16 protein-coding genes and 2 tRNA genes are annotated in these 21,574 nt (G+C 46.8%); 5 read left to right on the top strand and 13 right to left on the bottom strand.

The window, feature by feature from the left end; all coding sequences use genetic code 11:
• Nucleotides 1–365: 365 nt before the first annotated feature.
• The 3 genes from gltB (at nucleotide 366) to BLS03_RS11305 (ending at nucleotide 6,760) form a co-directional block, all read left to right on the top strand.
• Complete coding sequence (gene gltB, locus BLS03_RS11315) at nucleotides 366–4,829, top strand: glutamate synthase large subunit (RefSeq protein WP_093273713.1); 4,464 nt, start codon at nucleotides 366–368, stop codon at nucleotides 4,827–4,829.
• Nucleotides 4,830–4,851: 22 nt separating this feature from the next.
• A complete protein-coding gene (locus BLS03_RS11310; RefSeq protein WP_093273710.1) occupies nucleotides 4,852–6,264 on the top strand; it encodes an FAD-dependent oxidoreductase in 1,413 nt (470 codons plus the stop codon).
• Nucleotides 6,265–6,337: 73 nt separating this feature from the next.
• A complete protein-coding gene (locus BLS03_RS11305) occupies nucleotides 6,338–6,760 on the top strand; it encodes a DUF1499 domain-containing protein (RefSeq protein ID WP_093273903.1) in 423 nt (140 codons plus the stop codon).
• Between the two features lie 50 nt (nucleotides 6,761–6,810).
• Here the strand turns inward: BLS03_RS11305 and truB are convergent, their stop codons facing one another.
• The 12 genes from truB to rlmE all read right to left on the bottom strand — a co-directional run bounded on the left by truB (nucleotide 6,811) and on the right by rlmE (nucleotide 18,971).
• Nucleotides 6,811–7,758 (bottom strand): tRNA pseudouridine(55) synthase TruB, encoded by a 948-nt coding sequence (truB, locus tag BLS03_RS11300; RefSeq protein WP_093273706.1) that lies wholly within the window; start codon nucleotides 7,756–7,758, stop codon nucleotides 6,811–6,813.
• A complete protein-coding gene (gene rbfA, locus BLS03_RS11295; protein ID WP_093273703.1) occupies nucleotides 7,758–8,153 on the bottom strand; it encodes a 30S ribosome-binding factor RbfA in 396 nt (131 codons plus the stop codon). The genes truB and rbfA overlap by 1 nt, the downstream gene beginning before the upstream one ends.
• A gap of 128 nt (nucleotides 8,154–8,281) precedes the next feature.
• Nucleotides 8,282–10,993, bottom strand: coding sequence for a translation initiation factor IF-2 (gene infB, locus BLS03_RS11290; protein WP_093273701.1), 2,712 nt, complete (start codon nucleotides 10,991–10,993; stop codon nucleotides 8,282–8,284).
• Nucleotides 10,994–11,020: 27 nt separating this feature from the next.
• Nucleotides 11,021–12,508, bottom strand: coding sequence for a transcription termination factor NusA (nusA, locus tag BLS03_RS11285; protein ID WP_093273699.1), 1,488 nt, complete (start codon nucleotides 12,506–12,508; stop codon nucleotides 11,021–11,023).
• Nucleotides 12,509–12,543: 35 nt separating this feature from the next.
• Nucleotides 12,544–12,999, bottom strand: a complete 456-nt coding sequence (gene rimP, locus BLS03_RS11280) for a ribosome maturation factor RimP (protein ID WP_093273697.1) — start codon at nucleotides 12,997–12,999, stop codon at nucleotides 12,544–12,546.
• 205 nt (nucleotides 13,000–13,204) lie between these two features.
• Nucleotides 13,205–13,281: transfer RNA gene (locus BLS03_RS11275), tRNA-Met, on the bottom strand.
• Nucleotides 13,282–13,337: 56 nt separating this feature from the next.
• Nucleotides 13,338–13,421, bottom strand: a tRNA-Leu gene (locus BLS03_RS11270).
• A gap of 9 nt (nucleotides 13,422–13,430) precedes the next feature.
• The gene (gene secG, locus BLS03_RS11265; RefSeq protein WP_093273694.1) at nucleotides 13,431–13,769 is read right to left on the bottom strand and encodes a preprotein translocase subunit SecG; all 339 of its coding nucleotides are present in this window, start codon (nucleotides 13,767–13,769) and stop codon (nucleotides 13,431–13,433) included.
• A gap of 222 nt (nucleotides 13,770–13,991) precedes the next feature.
• Nucleotides 13,992–15,332, bottom strand: coding sequence for a phosphoglucosamine mutase (gene glmM / locus BLS03_RS11260; protein WP_093273692.1), 1,341 nt, complete (start codon nucleotides 15,330–15,332; stop codon nucleotides 13,992–13,994).
• Nucleotides 15,333–15,360: 28 nt separating this feature from the next.
• The gene (gene folP, locus BLS03_RS11255; RefSeq protein WP_093273689.1) at nucleotides 15,361–16,191 is read right to left on the bottom strand and encodes a dihydropteroate synthase; all 831 of its coding nucleotides are present in this window, start codon (nucleotides 16,189–16,191) and stop codon (nucleotides 15,361–15,363) included.
• Nucleotides 16,192–16,258: 67 nt separating this feature from the next.
• Nucleotides 16,259–18,232, bottom strand: a complete 1,974-nt coding sequence (gene ftsH / locus BLS03_RS11250) for an ATP-dependent zinc metalloprotease FtsH (RefSeq protein WP_176765580.1) — start codon at nucleotides 18,230–18,232, stop codon at nucleotides 16,259–16,261.
• A 109-nt stretch (nucleotides 18,233–18,341) separates the two neighbouring features.
• Complete coding sequence (gene rlmE, locus BLS03_RS11245) at nucleotides 18,342–18,971, bottom strand: 23S rRNA (uridine(2552)-2'-O)-methyltransferase RlmE (RefSeq protein WP_093273684.1); 630 nt, start codon at nucleotides 18,969–18,971, stop codon at nucleotides 18,342–18,344.
• 110 nt (nucleotides 18,972–19,081) lie between these two features.
• Between rlmE and yhbY the strand changes: the two genes are divergently transcribed.
• The gene (gene yhbY, locus BLS03_RS11240) at nucleotides 19,082–19,378 is read left to right on the top strand and encodes a ribosome assembly RNA-binding protein YhbY (protein WP_093273681.1); all 297 of its coding nucleotides are present in this window, start codon (nucleotides 19,082–19,084) and stop codon (nucleotides 19,376–19,378) included.
• Nucleotides 19,379–19,470: 92 nt separating this feature from the next.
• Here yhbY and greA read toward each other — a convergent pair whose 3' ends face one another.
• Complete coding sequence (greA, locus tag BLS03_RS11235; protein WP_093273679.1) at nucleotides 19,471–19,944, bottom strand: transcription elongation factor GreA; 474 nt, start codon at nucleotides 19,942–19,944, stop codon at nucleotides 19,471–19,473.
• A gap of 547 nt (nucleotides 19,945–20,491) precedes the next feature.
• Between greA and BLS03_RS11230 the strand changes: the two genes are divergently transcribed.
• Nucleotides 20,492–21,499: a porin gene (locus tag BLS03_RS11230; RefSeq protein ID WP_093273676.1), complete on the top strand. Its 1,008-nt coding sequence runs from the start codon at nucleotides 20,492–20,494 to the stop codon at nucleotides 21,497–21,499.
• The last annotated feature ends 75 nt before the right edge of the window (nucleotides 21,500–21,574 follow it).

Here is a 21,574-nt window from a genome sequence, read left to right as displayed (position 1 = left end):
CCTTAAACGCATAAAGACGTCAATTCCTTCCAAACTTTTTTCTTCGACCAGCATATTGTGCTGGTCTTTTTTTGGTTTTGTTTCGTCAATGTTGCATTATTGCAACGACAAAATTCTTATCTATTTGAAATTAATAAAGTTATTCAGATAATTTAGTCGTAAAACCTTACTCAACGTGATATTCCACCAAAAACTTGACCTTTTTCACAATAACCTATACGTTGTGAAGTCGATGAAAATTATCTCATCACAAACCGTTAAATTAATATCGACAATAACTGAATAATTATACAAAAATATAACAAAATTCATAATAGTTAGTCATTTCTCTGCCAAGGGCGGCAGGAAGCAAAGGGAGAATTGCAATGGCTCTTTACGATCCTCGTCTTGAAAAAGATAACTGTGGATTTGGCTTAATCGCGCATATGGAAGGTGAACCAAGTCATAAATTGGTTCGAACCGCAATTTCAGCACTTGACCGGATGACCCACCGTGGGGGCATCGCTGCCGATGGTAAAACAGGTGATGGTTGTGGTTTACTCCTTCAAAAGCCCGATTCCTACCTAAGACTCATTGCCAAAGACAATGGTTTTACACTGAGCAAACAATACGCTGTCGGGATGATTTTCTTTAGTCAAGATCCCGTTAAAGCCCAATTTGCCAAAGACATCATTAATAAAGAACTCACCCAAGAAACCCTGACCGTTGCAGGCTGGCGTGAAGTTCCAACCAATGCTGCAGTGCTTGGTCCAATCGCCGCATCTTCGCTACCAAATATTCAACAAGTATTTGTCTCTGCGCCTGCGGGTTGGCGTGAACGCGATATCGAGCGTCGTCTGTACATCGCTCGTCGTCGTATTGAAAAGCAAATCACCGAAGACAGTGACTTTTATGTGTGTAGCCTTTCTACACAGGTCATCGTCTACAAAGGCCTATGTATGCCTGCAGATTTGCCACGCTTCTATTTGGACCTTGCCGATTTACGTATGGAATCAGCGATTTGTCTGTTCCACCAGCGTTTTTCAACCAATACCCAGCCACGTTGGCCGTTGGCTCAACCGTTCCGCTATCTCGCGCACAACGGTGAAATCAATACCATCGAAGGTAACCGCCAATGGGCCCGTGCCCGTGGCTATAAATTCTCATCGCCACTTCTACCCGATCTGCAAAGCGCAGCGCCATTTGTTAACGAAACAGGCTCGGATTCATCAAGCCTAGATAACATGCTGGATCTGTTCTTGTCAGGTGGTATGGACTTGTTCCGTGCGATGCGCATGCTGGTGCCGCCAGCGTGGCAAAATCACCCAGATATGGATGAAGATTTGCGCGCGTTCTACGACTTTAACTCTAAGCATATGGAACCGTGGGACGGCCCTGCAGGCATCGTATTGTCTGATGGTCGCTACGCGGCATGTAACTTAGACCGTAACGGCCTTCGCCCTGCGCGTTATGTCATTACCAAAGACAAGTTCATCACTCTGGCCTCGGAAGTCGGTATCTGGAACTACGCACCGGATGAAGTGGCTGAAAAAGGCCGTGTTGGCCCAGGCGAGTTACTGGTGGTCGATACCCGTAAAGGTAAGTTGTGGCAATCGAGCGAAATCGATAACGATCTTAAGAGCCGTCATCCGTATAAAGAGTGGATGCAGCACAACGTTCGCACCCTCACACCGTTCTCTGAATTACCAGAAGACAAAGTCGGTCAACGCGAGTTTGATGAAAGCGTACTGCAGACTTACCAAAAGCAGTTTGCGATGAGCAACGAAGAAGTGGATCAAGTGATTCGCGTAATGGGCGATATGGGCCAAGAAGCCGTTGGCTCTATGGGTGATGATACGCCGATGGCAGTCCTATCATCGAAAGAGCGTTTGGTCACTGATTACTTCCGTCAGAAGTTTGCGCAGGTGACCAACCCACCTATCGATCCACTGCGTGAAAAACACGTCATGTCACTTGCGACCAGTATCGGCCAAGAGATGAACGTGTTTAACGAAACTGATGGCCACGCGCATCGCGTGACGTTTGAATCGCCAGTGTTACTGTACTCTGATATGCAGCAGCTGTTAGCTCTGAGCGACGATCACTACCGTAATACCACGCTCGACATCAACTACGATCCAAGCGAAAAAGATCTTAAGCAAGCGCTGATTGAACTGTGTGATCACGCCGAAAAAGTCGTCCGTGACGGTACCGTTCTAGTGATCCTATCGGATCGGGCTTTAGTGAAAGGCCGTTTACCGATCCCTGCGGCTATGGCGGTTGGCGCAGTACAAAAACGTTTGGTGGAAACCAACCTACGCTGCGATGCCAACATTGTGGTTGAAACTGGCGCGGCGCGCGACCCTCACCAATTCGCTGTGCTCCTCGGTTTTGGTGCGACCGCTGTCTACCCATACCTAGCCTACGAAGTGCTGGGTAAAGTGATTGACGATGGCGCTCTGAACAAGAGCTACCGCGAAGTGATGCAAAACTATCAGTACGGCATTAATAAAGGTCTGTACAAAATCATGTCAAAAATGGGCATCTCGACCGTTGCTTCATACCGCTGCTCGCAGCTATTTGAAGCCGTCGGCCTGCACCAAGATGTGATTGAGCTGTGTTTTAAAGGTGTGGCAAGTCGTATTCAAGGTGCAAACTTTGAAGACTTCCAGCAAGATTTGTTCAACCTAGCGCGTAAAGCGTGGACCAAACGTAAGCCGATTGAACACGGTGGTTTGCTGAAATACGTGCACGGCGGTGAATACCATGCCTATAACCCTGATGTGGTTGGCACTTTACAAACCGCAGTGAAATCGGGTGAACACGCCGATTATCAAAGCTTTGCTAACAACGTTAACCAGCGCCCTGTTGCGATGCTTCGTGACCTAATGAAGCTGAAAAAAGCCGATAAGCCACTGGCGCTTGAAAAAATCGAACCTAAAACTGAGCTGTTTAAACGCTTTGACTCAGCGGCAATGTCGATTGGTGCTTTAAGTCCTGAAGCACACCAAGCACTCGCAACCGCCATGAACCGTTTAGGCGGTTATTCAAACTCCGGTGAAGGTGGTGAAGATCCACGCCGCTTTGGTACTGAGCGTAACTCACGTATCAAGCAAGTGGCTTCTGGCCGTTTTGGTGTTACGCCGCATTACCTCACTAACGCTGACGTGCTACAGATCAAAGTCGCCCAAGGTGCAAAACCAGGTGAAGGGGGTCAGTTGCCCGGTCATAAGGTCACCGCTGAAATTGCTAAGCTGCGTCATTCGGTGCAAGGGGTAACCTTGATTTCGCCGCCGCCGCACCACGATATCTACTCCATCGAAGATTTGGCTCAGCTGATCTTTGACTTGAAGCAGGTCAACCCAGATGCCTTGGTCTCAGTGAAGTTGGTTTCAGAGCCTGGCGTTGGCACCATCGCCACTGGCGTTGCCAAAGCTTATGCTGACCTGATTACCATTTCCGGTTATGACGGCGGCACGGCTGCAAGCCCACTGACTTCAGTCAAATACGCCGGTAGCCCTTGGGAGCTTGGCCTTGCCGAGACTCAACAAGCGCTGGTTGCCAATGGTCTGCGCCATAAAATTCGTCTGCAAGTCGATGGCGGTCTAAAAACCGGCCTTGATGTGGTCAAAGGCGCGATTTTGGGTGCAGAAAGCTTTGGTTTCGGTACTGCGCCTATGGTCGCGATGGGCTGTAAATTCCTACGCATCTGTCACCTAAATAACTGTGCAACAGGCGTAGCGACCCAAGATGAAACACTGCGTAAAGAGTTCTTCAAAGGCTTACCAGAAATGGTCATGAACTACTTTACTGGTTTGGCCGAAGAAGTGCGCGGCCTACTTGCTGAACTTGGTGTTGAAAAGCTGACCGACCTGATTGGTCGTACCGATCTGCTTGAAGTGGTCGAAGGGATGACAGCGAAGCAAACCAAGCTTGATCTGTCTGGCATTCTTGAAGCGCCAGTATCTGCGGAAAATCACCCGCTGTATTGGACTCAGCCAAACAAACCGTTTGATAAAGCGGTGCTAAACAACAAGATCGTCGAAGATGCACTTGCGGCTGTAGAAGCACAAACCGGCGCGAGTTTCTTCTACGACATCATCAACACCGATCGCTCTGTCGGCGCTCGCCTGTCAGGTGAAGTGGCAAAACGTTACGGCAACCAAGGCATGGCTGGTTCACCGATTAAGATTTTCTTAAACGGTACGGCAGGCCAATCATTTGGTGTGTGGAACGCAGGTGGTGTCGAGTTGTACCTCACGGGTGATGCCAACGACTACGTCGGTAAAGGCATGGCTGGCGGTAAGATTGTGATCAAACCACACTTAGGTACCGCATTTAAGTGTAACGAGGCAACCATCGTTGGTAACACCTGTCTGTATGGCGCAACTGGCGGCAAACTGTTTGCTGCAGGTAAAGCGGGCGAGCGTTTTGGCGTTCGTAACTCGGGTACCATCACTGTAATTGAAGGTGCTGGCGACAACGCTTGTGAATACATGACTGGCGGTATCGTCGCGATTCTTGGCGCTACAGGCGTTAACTTTGGCGCCGGTATGACGGGCGGTTTTGCTTATGTAATGGACGAAAATGACGACTTCCAAGGTCGTGTGAATAACGAATCAGTCGAAGCGATTTCACTGTCTGATTTGTATATTCACCAAGAACATCTGCGCGGCTTAATTGCTGAGCATCTTGAGGAAACAGGCTCTGTTCACGCAGAGAAAATTCTAGCTAACTTTGATGAATGGATTCCTAAGTTCTACCTCGTCAAACCTCAAGCTGCGGATCTCAATACGCTTTTAGGCCATCAAAGCCGCAGTGCAGCAGAGCTGCGTGTTCAAGCACAATAAGAATTGGAAGGAGCCAAACACAATGAGCCAGAATGTATACCAATTTATCGACGTACAACGTGTTGACCCAGCCAAGAAGCCACTCAACATACGTAAAATCGAGTTCGTTGAAATTTATGAACCGTTCACCAAACAACAAGCGACCGCTCAGGCGGATCGCTGTTTGGACTGCGGCAACCCCTACTGTGAGTGGAAATGTCCGGTTCACAACTACATTCCACAATGGTTGAAACTCGCTAACGAAGGGCGAATTTTGGAAGCGGTTGAGCTGTCTCACCAAACCAACAGCCTACCGGAAGTGTGTGGACGCGTTTGTCCTCAAGACCGTCTATGTGAAGGGTCATGTACCCTAAACGCTGACTTTGGCGCGGTCACTATCGGTAACGTTGAAAAATACATTACTGATAAAGCGTTTGAGATGGGCTGGAAACCAGACATGTCACACGTGGAATGGACCGACAAAAAAGTTGCTGTCATCGGCGCAGGCCCAGCAGGCCTTGCTGCGGCAGATATCCTAGTGCGTAACGGCGTCAAACCTGTGGTGTTTGACCGTTATCCTGAGATCGGTGGCCTACTCACTTTTGGTATTCCATCCTTCAAATTAGAAAAAGGCGTGATGGAAAACCGTCGCCGCATCTTTAGCGACATGGGTGTTGAGTTCCGCTTAAACGTGGAAGTCGGTAAAGACATTCAAATGCAGCAGCTACTTGATGAGTATGATGCGGTATTCCTAGGTGTCGGTACCTACAAATATATGCGTGCCGGGCTTGAGAACGAAGATGCACCTGGCGTTTACGATGCACTGCCGTTCCTGATTTCCAACACTTATAAAGTGATGGACCTTGAGCACGACCAAGCGTTTATCGACATGGCGGGTAAAAAAGTCGTCGTGCTTGGCGGTGGTGACACGGCAATGGACTGTGTGCGTACCTCAATTCGTCAAGGCGCGTCTAACGTGATTTGTGCGTATCGCCGCGACGAAGAAAACATGCCAGGTTCAAGACGCGAAGTGAAAAACGCCAAAGAAGAAGGCGTCGATTTCATGTTCAACTTGCAGCCTCTGGGTATTGAGCTTGATGCGTCGGGCAAAGTGAGCGGCGTAAAAGTGGTTAAAACCGCGCTGGGTGAACCTGATGCTGCGGGTCGTCGCCGTCCTGAGCCTGTCGCTGGCAGCGAACACGTACTGGCCGCTGACGCCGTCATCATGGCGTTTGGTTTCCAACCGCACCAGATGTCTTGGCTAGAACCGTTTGACGTATCTCTCGACCAATGGGGACGTATTCAAGCGCCAGTTAGCCAAGAGTTTATGTACCAAACCACCAACCCGAAAATTTTTGCTGGTGGCGATGCGGTGCGAGGCTCGGATCTGGTTGTAACCGCTATTGATGAAGGCCGTAAAGCTGCAGAAGGTATTTTGGACTTCCTCGAGGTTTAAAACGCTTAAACATTCGTATACTAAAAAGGATTCAGTGATGAATCCTTTTTTATTGCCAATGATAAGGGTCCAAATGAAAGTGCTTATTTTCGCTGCCGCGCTGATGTTAACCGCCTGCAGCCAAACGCAAGGAATGATTGATGATCGCAGCGCGAAGCCGTGTGTTGATAGCCCCAATTGTGTATCCACGCAAGATTCGCGCGAATCTCATCAGTTAGCCCCTTTTGAACTGACAGACTCAGCAACACTCGACAACATCGAACAGGTCGCTTTAAGCCTGCCTAGAGCCAATACGGCAGTAAAGAAAGACAACTATCTAAGAATTGAGTACACCTCGCGGGTGTTTGGCTTTGTCGATGATTTGGAACTAAGAATGGCAAACAGCAAGCTGTGGGTACGCTCGCAGTCTCGCGTTGGTTACTACGATTTTGGCGTTAACCGTAAACGCGCGCAAACACTGCGTGCGGCGTTGCAGCAAGCCAATCTGATTGAGTAATGACGATAGACACAAAAAAGCCGAAGTCTAACAACTTCGGCTTTTGCGATTTATTCTTGTTCGTCGCGAAAAACGACTAAGCGCTTGGGCGCTATCTTGCCATCATCGTTCATTTCACCAACGCCGATAAACAGCTTTTCTGCGCCAGAGGTTAAACGAACCTGCCCCTCGGTCGGTGCGCCAAACACTTGCACTGGCTGACCGTGTTGAATCAGGTCGGTCAATTCAGCATTGACGTTGACTTCAGGCAACGCTTGTACCGCAGTATCCATCGCTAGCAGCAGTGGATCAAGCAGCGTTTTCGGTGCAATTTCTTGCTCGTTGGCTTGTTCAAGTAACGCGTTCAGTTGCTCTAACGTCACCATACTTTCGTAGGGATAGTTCGCCACGCCAGTACGACGCAACATGGTTACGTGTGCGCCACAACCAAGCATTTCACCAAGGTCATCGACGATAGTGCGAATGTAAGTACCTTTTGAGCAGTGCACTTCCATCTCAACTTCGTCACCTTCAAAGCGATGCAAAATAATATCGTAAACGGTAATTTTGCGCGCTTCTCGCGGTACATCAATACCTTGGCGTGCGTATTCGTACAAGGGCTTACCTTGATACTTTAACGCCGAAAACATCGACGGCACTTGATCTGTTTCACCACGAAACTTCTCAATACAAGCGGTCAAGGTATCAAGTTCAACATCAACCGGACGCGTTTCCACCACTTCACCATCGGAGTCTGAAGTGTTAGTGCGTTCGCCCAGTTTGGCAATCACACGGTAGCGCTTATCGGAATCAAGCAGAAACTGCGAAAACTTGGTCGCTTCGCCCAAGCAAATCGGCAACATGCCGGTTGCAAGAGGATCCAACGCGCCGGTGTGGCCTGCTTTTTCTGCAAAATAGATGCGTTTGACTTTCTGCAACGCATCGTTTGAAGAAATTCCAGTCGGCTTATCGAGCAGCACAACACCATTGATTGGACGACCTTTGCGACGACGAGCCATTACTCTTGATCCTCATTCCCTGAATCTTTGTGCTTGAGCTTATCTTGATGAACCACTTCGGTAACCAAGTTTGACATACGCATACCTTCAACCAAGGTATTGTCGTAGTAGAAACGAATTTCTGGAGTTAGACGCAGACGAATGCGTTTGCCAAGCATCATACGCACATGAACTTCATGCTCGCGAAGTGCGGCTAAACAAGATTCTGGCGTTTGCTCACCGACACATAGGAAGGTAACAAATACTTTGGCATAAGCGAGGTCTCGAGAAACCTCAACATCGGAAATGGTCACCATACCTAAACGCGAGTCACGGACTTCACGTTGTAGAATCATGGCGAGTTCTTTTTGCAACTGCTGCGCAACGCGCTGAGTGCGGCTAAATTCTTTTGACATATCTTTTCTCACTCTATACCGAGTCGCATAATTTACGTCATCGGTAACGAAAGAATGGGGGGATGGTTAAACCAGCCCCCCATGGTGTATTCAACAACCAATTACTGTTTCACAGCAATTTTAGTCAATTAGTCGAGTGTACGAATCACTTCGACAGTTTCGAACACTTCGATCTGGTCGCCAACGCGAACATCGTTGTAGTTCTTAACGCCGATACCACATTCGTAACCGTTCTTAACTTCTTGAACGTCATCTTTGAAGCGACGTAGTGACTCAAGCTCACCTTCGTAGATAACCACGTTATCACGCAGTACGCGGATTGGGTTGCTACGTTTGATAAGACCTTCGGTCACCATACAACCTGCTATAGCACCTAGTTTAGGCGACTTGAACACGTCACGAACTTCAGCAAGACCAATGATCTCTTGCTTGAATTCTGGTGCCAACATACCGCTCATCGCTTGTTTCACTTCATCAATCAATTGGTAAATGATTGAGTAGTAACGTAGATCCAAGCTTTCAGCTTCAATAGTACGGCGAGCAGAAGCATCAGCACGAACGTTAAAGCCAAGAACGATTGCGTTAGATGCTGCTGCTAGAACCGCGTCAGTCTCAGTGATACCACCAACACCTGAACCCACGATGTTCACTTTCACTTCTTCTGTAGACAGTTTCAGTAGTGAATCAGCGATAGCTTCAACCGAACCTTGTACGTCCGCTTTAAGTACGATGTTAAGTTCAGCAACGTCGCCTGCTTCCATGTTAGAGAACATGTTCTCAAGTTTGGATTTCTGTTGACGAGCCAGTTTCACTTCGCGGAACTTACCAGCGCGGTAGTTTGCAACTTCACGTGCTTTACGCTCATCGCGAACGACAGTCGCTTCGTCACCTGATGCTGGAACACCAGACAGGCCAAGAATCTCAACTGGAATTGATGGACCTGCTTCTGACACTTCGTTACCTGTTTCGTCACGCATTGCACGTACACGGCCATATTCTTGACCACAAAGTACGATGTCGCCTTTACGTAGCGTACCTGATTGAACCAGGACTGTCGCAACAGGGCCGCGGCCTTTATCAAGACGAGATTCAACAACTACGCCTGACGCCATACCGTCAGCAACTGCATGAAGCTCTAATACTTCTGCTTGTAGCAAGATCGATTCAAGTAGCGAGTCGATGTTGGTACCCTGTTTTGCAGAGATGTGAACGAAGATATTCTCGCCGCCCCACTCTTCAGGAATAACATCGTACTGTGCAAGTTCGTTCTTCACGTTGTCTGGGTTCGCGCCTTCTTTATCGATCTTGTTCACTGCAACGATCAAAGGTACGCCAGCGGCTTTTGCGTGTTGAATTGCTTCAACCGTTTGTGGCATTACACCATCGTCAGCTGCAACCACAAGAACAACGATATCCGTCGCTTGAGCACCACGAGCACGCATTGCGGTAAACGCCGCGTGTCCAGGAGTATCAAGGAAGGTAATCATACCGTTGTCAGTTTCAACGTGGTAAGCACCGATGTGCTGGGTAATACCGCCCGCTTCGCCAGAAGCAACGTGAGTACGACGAATGTAGTCAAGTGTTGACGTTTTACCGTGGTCAACGTGACCCATGATGGTCACAACCGGCGCACGTGGCACTGATTCAGCGTCGTTATCACGGTCTTGTAGTACCGCTTCTTCCAACTCGTTCTCTTTGCGAAGAATAACCTTGTGGCCCATTTCTTCAGCAACCAGTTGTGCTGTTTCTTGGTCGATGACTTGGTTGATCGTCGCCATTGCGCCCATCTTCATCATGACTTTGATAACTTCAGCGCCTTTTACCGACATTTTCTGAGCTAGCTCAGAAACTACGATAGTTTCACCGATCACAACATCAGATTTTGCAACGGTCGCAGTTTTATCAAAGCCGTGTTGCATAGACGCTGGTTTAGCGAGTTTGCCTTTACGACCTCGAGTACGAGTGTTACGACCACCGCGTTCCTGCTCTTCGTTTTTAGAAGAAGGCTTTTTCTTCTTCTTATTATTACGACGAGAGGCTTCTTCACGACGGTCTGCTTCATCTTCGGCTTCACGTGCATAACGTGAAGTCGTTACATGGTAATCTGTATTTTCCATATCACCCTTTTTCTTTTCTTCAGCAGACCAACGCTCTTTGTTTTTCTCAGCCAATTCGCGAGCTTCCTCTAGCTTACGTTGACTTTCTTCTTCGGCCTTACGCTTAGCTTCTTCTTCCTGACGGCGTTTAAGCTCTTCGGCCTCTTTTTGCGCTGCTTCTTGCTTAGATTTATCTTTAGCATCGCGTTTAACGGTTTCTACCGAATCACGCTTCGCTTTTCCTTCAGCGTCACGTTTCGCTTTTTCTTCCGCTTCACGTTTCGCTTTCTCTTGTGCTTCACGCTGAGCTTTTTCTTGTGCTTCACGTTTGGCTTTTTCTTCAGCTTCTTGCTTAGCTTGCTCTTCAGCGCGCTTCGCAGCTTCTTCCGCTTCACGTTTCGCTGCTTCTTCAGCTTCACGCTTCGCTTCATCTTCGATTGTACTACGCTTCACGTAGGTACGTTTTTTACGTACTTCAACCTGAACATTCTTACTCTTACCGCCGCCAGCATTCACGCTGAGTGTGCTGCGAGTTTTACGTTGCAGGGTTAAGCGAGTCGGGCCAGAGTCGTTGGTACTGTCTCCGTGCTCTTTCTTTAGATGCGTCAGCAGTTTTTGCTTTTCATCGTCAGAAACGCTATCGCCACTCGCTTTATTCATCCCCGCATCAGCAAGTTGTTCTAATAAGCGGTCAATTGGCGTACCAATTTCTTCACTGAGTGCTTTAACTGTTCTTTGTGTCATGCCGCTTCCTCCCCCTTGCTGAAATAATTATGCGTCTTCGCCGAACCAACAGATGTTGCGAGCCGCCATGATTAACTCTCCAGCACGCTCTTCGGTTAGACCTTCGATACCTTCTAGATCATCAATGCCCTGTTCAGCGAGATCTTCTAGTGTTGCTACACCTTTCGCTGCCAGTTTGAATGCCATTTCACGTTCGAGACCGTCAAGAGCTAGAAGGTCATCAGCAGGCTCAACGCCATCAAATGATTCTTCTTGAGCAAGTGCAATCGTTGTTAACGCATCTTTTGCACGTGTACGTAGCTCTTCGACCAACTCTTCATTCAGGCCGTCGACTTCAAGCAGCTCGTTTACAGGTACATAAGCGATTTCTTCTAGTGTAGAGAAACCTTCTTCGACCAATAACTCTGCGAAATCTTCTTCAATATCAAGATACTTCATGAAGTTTTCACGTGACGCCTGAGATTCCTCTGCATGTTTCTTCTGCAGATCTTCAACCGTCATTACGTTCAGTTCCCAACCAGAAAGTTGAGACGCTAGACGAACGTTTTGACCATTACGGCCAATCGCTTGAGCTAGGTTATCGGCTTCAACGGCGATATCCATTGAGTGAGCATCTTCATCAACGATGATAGAAGCTACATCGGCAGGTGCCATTGCGTTAATAACAAATTGCGCAGGGTTATCGTCCCACAACACAATATCGATACGCTCACCACCAAGCTCACCGGAAACTGCTTGAACACGAGCACCACGCATACCAACACACGCACCAACAGGGTCGATACGACGGTCATTGGTTTTCACTGCGATTTTCGCACGAGAACCTGGATCGCGTGCTGCGCCTTTCAGTTCAATGATTTCTTCCGCGATTTCTGGAACTTCAACACGGAATAGTTCGGCCAACATTTCGGGTTTAGAACGAGTAACAAACAATTGGAAACCACGCGCTTCAGGACGTACTGCGTAAAGCAGGCCGCGTACACGGTCACCAGGACGGAAGTTTTCACGTGGTAATTGGTCATCACGTAGAATCACCGCTTCTGCATTGTTACCAAGGTCAAGAATGATTGTGTCACGGTTAACTTTCTTAACCACGCCAGTCACCAACTCACCTTCGTTATCGATAAATTGTTCGACAATTTGAGCACGCTCAGCTTCGCGCACTTTTTGTACAATAACCTGTTTTGCTGTCTGAGTAGTGATACGATCAAACGTTACAGATTCGATTTCATCTTCAACATAGTCGCCAAGTTGCACAGTTTCATCATCGTATTGTGCTGCTTCAAGCGAAATCTCTTTAGTTGGAAACTCAACTTCTTCAACCACTAACCAGCGACGGAAAGTTTCAAATTCGCCAGTTTTACGATCGATAGCAACACGCACATCGATTTCAATCTCATGCTTCTTTTTTGTCGACGTTGCTAGCGCAATTTCTAACGCTTCAAAAATACGCTCACGAGGTACACCTTTTTCGTTGGATACCGCTTCTGCAACCGCTAAAATCTCTTTACTCATTTAATTAGCCTCTTCAGCTCTTTTCTCTAGGAGAACTAAAATTTAGGGATCAGGTTCGCTTTGGAAATATTGCTCAGAGCAAACTGCTCGTCTTGGCCATCGACATGGACCGTAATCATCTCGCCATCAACAGCGCGAATCTCACCTTTCCACTTACGACGATTACCAACCGCCATTTTCAACACGATGCTTACCTCGTGACCAATAAACTGTTCATAATGTGCTGGCTTAAAAAGTGGACGTTCTAAACCTGGTGAAGACACTTCTAGGTTGTAAGCCACTGAGATTGGATCTTCAACATCAAGAACCGCACTTGCTTGATGACTCACTTCTGCACAGTCATCTACTGTAATGCCGTTCTCATGATCGATAAAAATACGCAATGTTGAGTGCTCGCCAGCACGAATAAATTCTAATCCAACTAACTCATATCCAGCTGCTGAAACCGGAGCTTCAAGCAATTCAGTAAGTTGTCTTTCTAAACCAGTCATTTAAACCACTCCAGAAACAAAAAAAGGGCTCAGAGCCCAATTTAAATACCAAGCAACTATCCGACTTTCAAAAAGTCAGATAACAAAAAACCCCGAAAGTCGGGGTTTTTTGTTGCTGGACCCTGAATGTTAAGTGAATCTTCACTTAACCCGCAGCGGGTTAACACTGCGCAAACTTGCCCAATCGACTTTCTTAAAGAAAGATTGGTTGCGGGGGCCGGATTTGAACCGACGACCTTCGGGTTATGAGCCCGACGAGCTACCAAGCTGCTCCACCCCGCGTCCGACTTGTGAGCAATTATACGCTCCACAAAGTGTTTTACAAGTTTGTAAAAGAATGGTGCCGAGAGAGGGACTCGAACCCTCACACCTAAGGCACTAGCACCTCATGCTAGCGTGTCTACCAATTTCACCATCTCGGCAGCGAATTCTTATTGAGGAATGTCTTCGCCTGTTGGGGCTGGAACTTCACTCACTGATTCATCAGCTTTTTTCTCAATAGTGACGCCTTTTGAAGGGTCTACCCACTTCGACTCAGTTTTGTGAGTCGACATGTTGCCAAGAACTAAGCTGATGACAAAAAATACGATTGCAAAAATTGCAGTCATTCGGGTTAAAAAGTTACCAGAGCCGCCAGCGCCAAAAACTGTGTTTGAAGCACCTGCACCGAATGAGGCTCCCATATCTGCGCCTTTACCTTGCTGAATCAACACTAGGCCAATTACACCAAGCGCCGCCAACAGGTAAATCACAAGTAGAACAGTAAACATTTTTCCACCTATGTTCCAAATTGTTGAGCCAGCGCCGTTTAATTTACTTAAACAAGGCTAGCGACCTCCTCTGCGAAGGCGGAGCAATACTAGCGGAACCCAGTAGCGCTGACAAGAGGTATTTATTAATTTTTCCCGTGATACGAATCAAATGCTCAAAAAAAGGGCAAGTTCGCCAATAAAACACCGAGTATCCAGATAATTAGGATACTCGGCCAAACATTAACTGTTTGATTTCACCGCTTCGGCGATCTTTAGAGCAGAGAACTGAACCAGTTCAGTGCTTTCGCCTTCGACCATAACGCGAATCAAAGGCTCAGTGCCTGATTTACGCAGTAGTACACGGCCTTTATCACCCAGTTCAGCTTCCACTTCAGCGACTGCGGCTTTTACTTCATCTGACTCCATTGGGTTAGAATCACCAGCGAAACGCACGTTTTCCAACACTTGCGGATAAAGCGTCATGCCTTGAGAGAGATCGTAAAGGGACGTTTTGGTGCTCACCATAGAGCGCAGCACTTGCAAAGACGCCACAATGGCATCACCCGTCGTCACTTTATCTAGCAAAATGACGTGGCCTGAGTTTTCAGCGCCAATCTGCCAATCATTTTCAAGCAGTTTTTCCATGACATAGCGATCGCCCACCGCAGCACGTTCAAATGGAATACCTAACTCTTTGAGGCCGTTCTCCATACCGAGGTTGGTCATCAAAGTACCCACTACTCCGCCTTTTAACGAGCCACGGCGCTGAGCTTCGCGAGCAATAATATACGCGATTTGGTCACCGTCGACTTTGTTACCTTTGTGGTCAACCATAATGATTCGGTCACCATCGCCATCAAAGGCAATACCAAGGTCAGCTCTTTCTTCAATGACTCTAGCGCGAAGCGCAGTTACATCGGTTGCTCCGACTTTGTCATTGATGTTAGTGCCATTGGGTTCAACACCCATAGTCACCAACTCTGCGCCTAGTTCACTGAAAACACTTGGAGCAATGTGATACGTCGCACCGTGAGCGCAGTCCACCACAATTCTTAGCGAAGACAAGCTCAAGTTATGTGGAAAAGTGCTTTTACAGAATTCGATATAACGACCCGCAGCATCGGTCATACGTGCGGCTTTACCAAGCATCGCAGATTCAACACATTCGATGTCTTTATCTAATTCAGCTTCAATAGCGAGTTCAATATCATCAGGCAGTTTGGTGCCTTCTGACGAGAAGAATTTGATGCCATTATCGTAGTACGGGTTGTGCGAGGCTGAAATAACAATGCCCGCTTCCGCGCGAAATGTCTGAGTTAAATACGCAACCGCAGGGGTTGGCATTGGCCCAGTGAAGATAGCTTTAAGACCTGCTGCGGCAAGCCCTGCTTCTAGCGCAGATTCCAGCATATAGCCTGAAATACGCGTGTCTTTACCAATGATAACTTTCTTTGTACCTTGCTTTGCAAGTACACGTCCGGCAGCCCAACCTAGCTTCAATACGAAATCCGGGGTGATTGGGTATTGACCCACTTTACCGCGAACACCATCAGTTCCAAAATAACGTCTTTGATTTGACATGATGTACCCTTTTTATATTTTTATGGCCTCAGTAATTTGCTGAGACAGCGTTCACCACTCGAACCGCATCAAGCGTTTCTTCGAAATCGTGAACGCGAATAATTTGAGCCCCTTTCATCGCTGCGATCGTCGCACTGGCGACACTCGCTGCCATGCATTGTTGGGGTTGCTTATCTAACAGTTTGAAGAGCATAGACTTACGAGACATTCCCGCCAATACTGGCAGGTTATATTGATGAAACTCTTCCAAATGAGCCAGCATAGAGTAGTTATGTTCCACGGTTTTTCCAAATCCAAATCCTGGGTCTAGAATCAGCTTCTCACGTTTAATACCTGCATCGACACAAATTTGAATGCGCTCTTCTAAAAACTGATGCACCTCAGTCAGAAGATTCTGATATTGAGGATTTTGCTGCATAGTGCTCGGTTCGCCCTGCATATGCATGATACAGACTGGCACATTCGCCTTCGCCACCACCTCAAGTGCACCCGGTTCGGTAAGCGAACGCACATCATTAATAATATCCGCCCCAGCTTCAATTGCTAATCGCATGACTTCCGCTTTACTGGTGTCGATGGATAACCAAATATCGAATTTTTCTCGAATCGCTTTAACCACTGGGACGACACGATCAATTTCCTCTTCCACACTGACTTCCGGTGCGCCAGGACGCGTTGACTCTCCGCCAATATCAATAATAGTCACACCGGCTTTGACCATTTGTTCAACACGCTCAAGCGCTGTATCCACACTATTAAAACGACCACCATCAGAAAAGGAGTCCGGGGTGACGTTCAAGATCCCCATTACCACAGGTTGAGTCAGATCGAGAACTCGATTATTTGCTTCTAATTTCATGCTTAAACTCGTCGTCCTTAAACGGAAAAACCCCGAGTAAACTCGGGGTTTTGATTACTACAGAAAGTTACTCGCTGTCTTTCTTTTCAGCAGATTCACTGATATTGGCGTCTGCATCAGCGGCTGGCTTTGACGTTTCTGCATCTGCAGCTTTTGGCTGTTCTTTTTCAGCATCAGCTTGCGGCTGAGCACTGCTTGAACCACCGCTACGATCATTGTCGCCCCAACCGGCAGGCTCACGAATCACATCTTTACGATCCATTAAGTCGTCAATCTGACCAGCGTCAATGGTTTCATACTTCATCAATGCATCTTTCATTGCATGCATGATATCCATATTGTCTTGAATAATTTGCTTGGCACGGTCGTAGTTACGATCGATGATTTGACGGACTTCGTCGTCGATAAGCTTGGCGGTATCGTCAGACATATGTTTGGTCTGAGTCACGCTGCGACCTAGGAAGACTTCGCCCTCTTCTTCAGCATAGAGAAGCGGACCCAGCTTTTCTGAGAAGCCCCACTGAGTCACCATTTTACGTGCAATATCAGTCGCGCGTTCAATATCGTTCGAAGCACCCGTTGAAACTTTCTCTTTACCGTAGATAAGTTCTTCAGCAAGACGTCCGCCGTACAAACTTGAAATCATCGATTCAAGATGTTGACGCGACATACTGATGCGGTCGTGTTCTGGAAGATACATAGTGACACCAAGAGCACGACCACGAGGAATGATCGAAACTTTGTACACTGGATCATGTTCAGGAACCAATCGACCAACAACTGCGTGTCCTGCTTCGTGATAAGCGGTTGACTCTTTAATGTCATCAGTCATGACCATCGAGCGGCGCTCAGCACCCATCATGATTTTGTCTTTGGCTAATTCAAACTCAACCATTGATACATTGCGTTTGTTGCCACGGGCTGCAAACAATGCTGCTTCGTTAACTAAGTTAGCAAGATCAGCACCAGAGAAGCCAGGCGTACCGCGAGCAATCAAAGACGGCTCAACGTCGCCAGCCAGTGGCACTTTGCGCATATGTACTTTAAGAATTTGTTCACGGCCACGCACATCCGGTAGGCCAACCACAACTTGGCGGTCAAAACGACCAGGACGAAGTAAGGCAGGGTCAAGAACATCTGGTCGGTTGGTTGCCGCGATGACGATAATACCTTCATTACCTTCAAAGCCATCCATCTCAACCAGCATTTGGTTTAGTGTTTGTTCGCGTTCATCGTGACCACCACCGACACCCGCGCCACGTTGGCGACCTACAGCATCGATTTCGTCAATAAAGATGATACAAGGCGCGGCCTTTTTCGCTTGTTCAAACATGTCACGTACACGAGAGGCACCGACACCAACAAACATTTCAACGAAGTCAGAACCAGAGATAGTAAAGAACGGCACCTTGGCTTCACCAGCAATCGCTTTTGCTAACAAGGTTTTACCAGTACCTGGAGGACCAACCATCAACACACCAGTTGGAATTTTACCGCCAAGTTTTTGGAAGCGACTTGGATCGCGAAGATAATCCACCAGTTCTTTAACGTCTTCTTTAGCTTCATCACAGCCTGCAACATCCGCGAAAGTGGTCTTGATTTGCTCTTCGCTCATCATGCGCGCTTTGCTCTTACCGAACGACATCGCGCCTTTACCACCACCGCCTTGCATTTGGCGCATAAAGAAGATCCAAACGCCGATCAGCAGAATCATTGGGAACCATGAAATAAAGATGGTGCCAAGTAAGCTTTGTTCTTCAGGAGGAGTACCCTGAACTTTGACGTTTTGATTAATCAAATCATCGAGAAGCTTTTGATCATAAACAGGCATGTAGGTTACGTTGCGCGCACCGCTGCCACGACGGGTAAACGTGATTTCACTGTCTTTAAAGGTTGCTTCTTGAATCTGGCCTTGGCCAACTTCTTGTACAAAGGTCGTATAATCAACCGCTCTGCCGTTGCTCTCTCCAGGACCAAAGCTCTGGAAAACAGACATCAATACGACAGCGATTACGAGCCACAAAATTAAATTTTTTGCCATGTCACTCAAGGTGTCAGCCTCTCGATAACTAATTGTAATTAAAAGGTAGGGTACTACAGATTATAAACTGTAGCTATAGGGTAAACCTTAGCTTCGGGGAGCTAAATAGTTAACCTTTGTAACCAGTGGCTACAATATAAACTTCACGTGAACGAGCACGAGAGGAATCCGGTTTACGAATCTTCACCGCGTTAAACATGTCACGGACATCTTTCACATACTGGTCAAAACCTTCACCTTGGAAGACTTTGACCACAAAACTACCATTAGGTGCCAGAACTTGTCGACACATATCTAATGCTAGCTCAACCAGATACATTGCACGAGGTTGGTCAACGGATAAATTGCCTGCCATATTGGGCGCCATATCCGACATCACGACATCGACCATGTCCGGTTGAATACGTTCGAGTAGTGCATCAAGCACAGCTTCTTCACGAAAATCGCCTTGCAAAAAAGCCACACCAGCAATCGAATCCATCGGCAAAATATCACAAGCTATCACTTGCCCTTCATCACCAACAATTCCTGCTGCATACTGAGACCAGCCACCAGGGGCCGCGCCAAGATCGACAACCGTCATTCCATGTTTCAGTAGCTTGTCTTTATTTTGAATCTCTTCAATTTTGAAAATAGCACGAGAACGATAGCCTTTTTTCTTAGCCTCATTCACATACTTGTCATCAAAATGTTCCTTCAACCAGCGACCAGAGCTGGCTGAGTGTTTTTGTTTACTCATTCGTTTTGACCGGTAGCGTGCGCTCTAGCCCAATAAATTATAGTCTTGTGGGATAGATGGCGTTAAAATGCAGTTTTTCAACCCTAATAGTAAATAAAATTGGCCGCGTAATGAACCTAAGCACCAAACAAAAGCAGCATCTTAAAGGTCTAGCTCACAACCTCAAACCTGTCGTACTGATGGGCGCAAACGGCTTAACCGAAGCTGTGCTGGCGGAAATTGAAATCGCGCTGGACCATCATGAACTGATCAAGGTGAAAGTCGCCTCTGAAGATCGCGACACGAAAAACTTGATTGTTGACGCGATTGTGCGTGAAACCAAAGCAGAAAAAGTTCAAGTGATTGGTAAAACGTTAGTGCTTTATCGCCAAAGCGAAGAGCGAAAAATCGAGTTACCACGTAAATAATTTGCTGTGTTCGGTATTAAAAAAAGGTCGTAGATACGACCTTTTTTATTTTCTGAGGCGTTTAATGAAGATATACGAGACCCAACTCGAGGTTAGATATAATCGACACGATCGATTTCGTAGTCTTTAACACCACCTGGAGTGGTAATCGACACTTCGTCGCCTTCCATCTTACCAATCAAACCACGCGCCATTGGTGAACTCACCGAGATACGCCCAGCTTTGATGTCCGCTTCATGGTCGCCAACGATCTGAAATTTCTTCTCTTCGTCGGTATCAATATCGATAAGCGTTACTGTTGTGCCAAAAATAACCTTACCGGTATTTTCCATCTTGGTCACATCGATCACTTGAGCAACCGATAGCTTGTATTCAATATCGCGGATTTGCGCTTCGCAAATACCCTGCTCTTCACGAGCGGCATGGTATTCTGCATTCTCTTTTAAATCGCCTAGCTCGCGCGCCTCAGCAATGGCTTGTGAAATTTGTGGGCGGAGTTTTAGCAGTCTATCAAGTTCTTGGCGTAGCTGAGCTTCGCCACTCACTGTCATTGGGACTTTTTCCATTTCATACCTCTATGCCAAAGTAATTTTTGGACAAAATAAAACTACCCAACCCTGTGAGGTTAGGTAGTGTGGTGAATATTCAATTTCTTGTAGTGTAAACAAAGTTAGCGCCGAAATCACTCAAATTCCAGTGGGTGTGATCTGGTTCAAAAAATATGAAAGGTTACGAATTTAGGCAAATTCATAACTGTGGTCAATTTTGAGCATATAAATAGTTATTTAACTAAAAAAAACTAAAATATCACCGCGAAAAAAAATCAGTAAAAATACATAAAAAACCTTTCAAAACAGTATTTTGATATTTTTAGCGACAAAAATAAAACACCGTTCAATAGTGAAATTTATATCATTTTACTATCTACTTACGGAACTTTAGAGTTACAACTAGCACCACGATTCCTTGGCGCTAGTTCGACCTTTTCTATATTTTCTCAAGGTCTTAGATATAAGAAGGTTGGTTGAGGATTTCCCCATAGGGCGCTCTGAATAATTGAAGTGAGTTCCCTAACACAAATTTATTTATGGACAGTAAATTAGGACTAATAAAATGAACAAGACTCTGATTGCTCTAGCAGTATCAGCCGCAGCAGTGGCGACAGGTGTAAATGCCGCGGAACTTTACAACCAAGACGGCAACACTTTGACCATGGGTGGTCGTGCTGAAGCACGTTTGTTCCTACAAGATGGAAAAGCAACAGATAACTCTCGCGTTCGTCTAAACTTCACTGGTAAAGCTCAAATCAACGAGAACCTATACGGTCTTGGCGTTTGGGAAGGCGAATTCACTACTGCCGATGAAGGCTCAACAGATGCAGAAGACGGAAGCGACTTAACTAACCGTCTTGCTTACGCTGGTCTAGGTGGCAACTTTGGTGAAGTGGCTTACGGTAAAACCGAAGGTGCACTCGGTGTTATCACTGACTTTACCGATATCATGGCTTACCACGGTAACTCTGCTGCAGATAAACTAGGTGTTGCAGACCGTACTGATAACATGATTGCGTACAAAGGCAGCTTCCAAAACCTAAACGTGAAAGCAAGCTACCGTTTTGCTGATGCAGACGAAGATTTAAGCGGCGACAACGATGCAGACGGCTACTCAGTTTCAGCTATCGCAGCGCTAGGCAATACAGGTATCAACCTAGGTGCTGGTTATGCGTCTGAAGACGAATCAAACGAGTACATGGTTGGTGCGAACTGGACATTTGATGACCTATACCTAGCAGGCTTGTTCACTGACGGTGAAAAACAAATCGAGACAACCAAAGATACTGTTGACTACACTGGTTACGAATTTGCAGCGGCATACACTATCGACCGCACTGTATTCACTACCACGTACAACAACGCAGAAACCAACGATGAAACTTCTGCAGAAAACATCGCGATTGATGCAACTTACTACTTCAAACCTAACTTCCGTGGTTATGTTTCATACAACTTTAACCTAATCAGCGAAGGCGATACTATCGGTGAAGTAGCAACCGCTAACGGTTCAGCTTCTAAAGCAGATTCTGAAGACTCTATCGCTCTAGGTCTACGTTTCGACTTCTAATCAAATTCAATCACTCGATTGAAGTCATAAAGATAAGACGCCTGCTTGCTAGCAGGCGTTTTTTTTACTAGGTAT

The organism is Vibrio xiamenensis (assembly GCF_900100015.1).
In the GTDB taxonomy this organism is placed as follows: Bacteria; Pseudomonadota; Gammaproteobacteria; order Enterobacterales; family Vibrionaceae; genus Vibrio; species Vibrio xiamenensis.
Note: the sequence above shows the minus strand (reverse complement) of the source record. Positions and strands in the feature narration are given on the sequence as shown.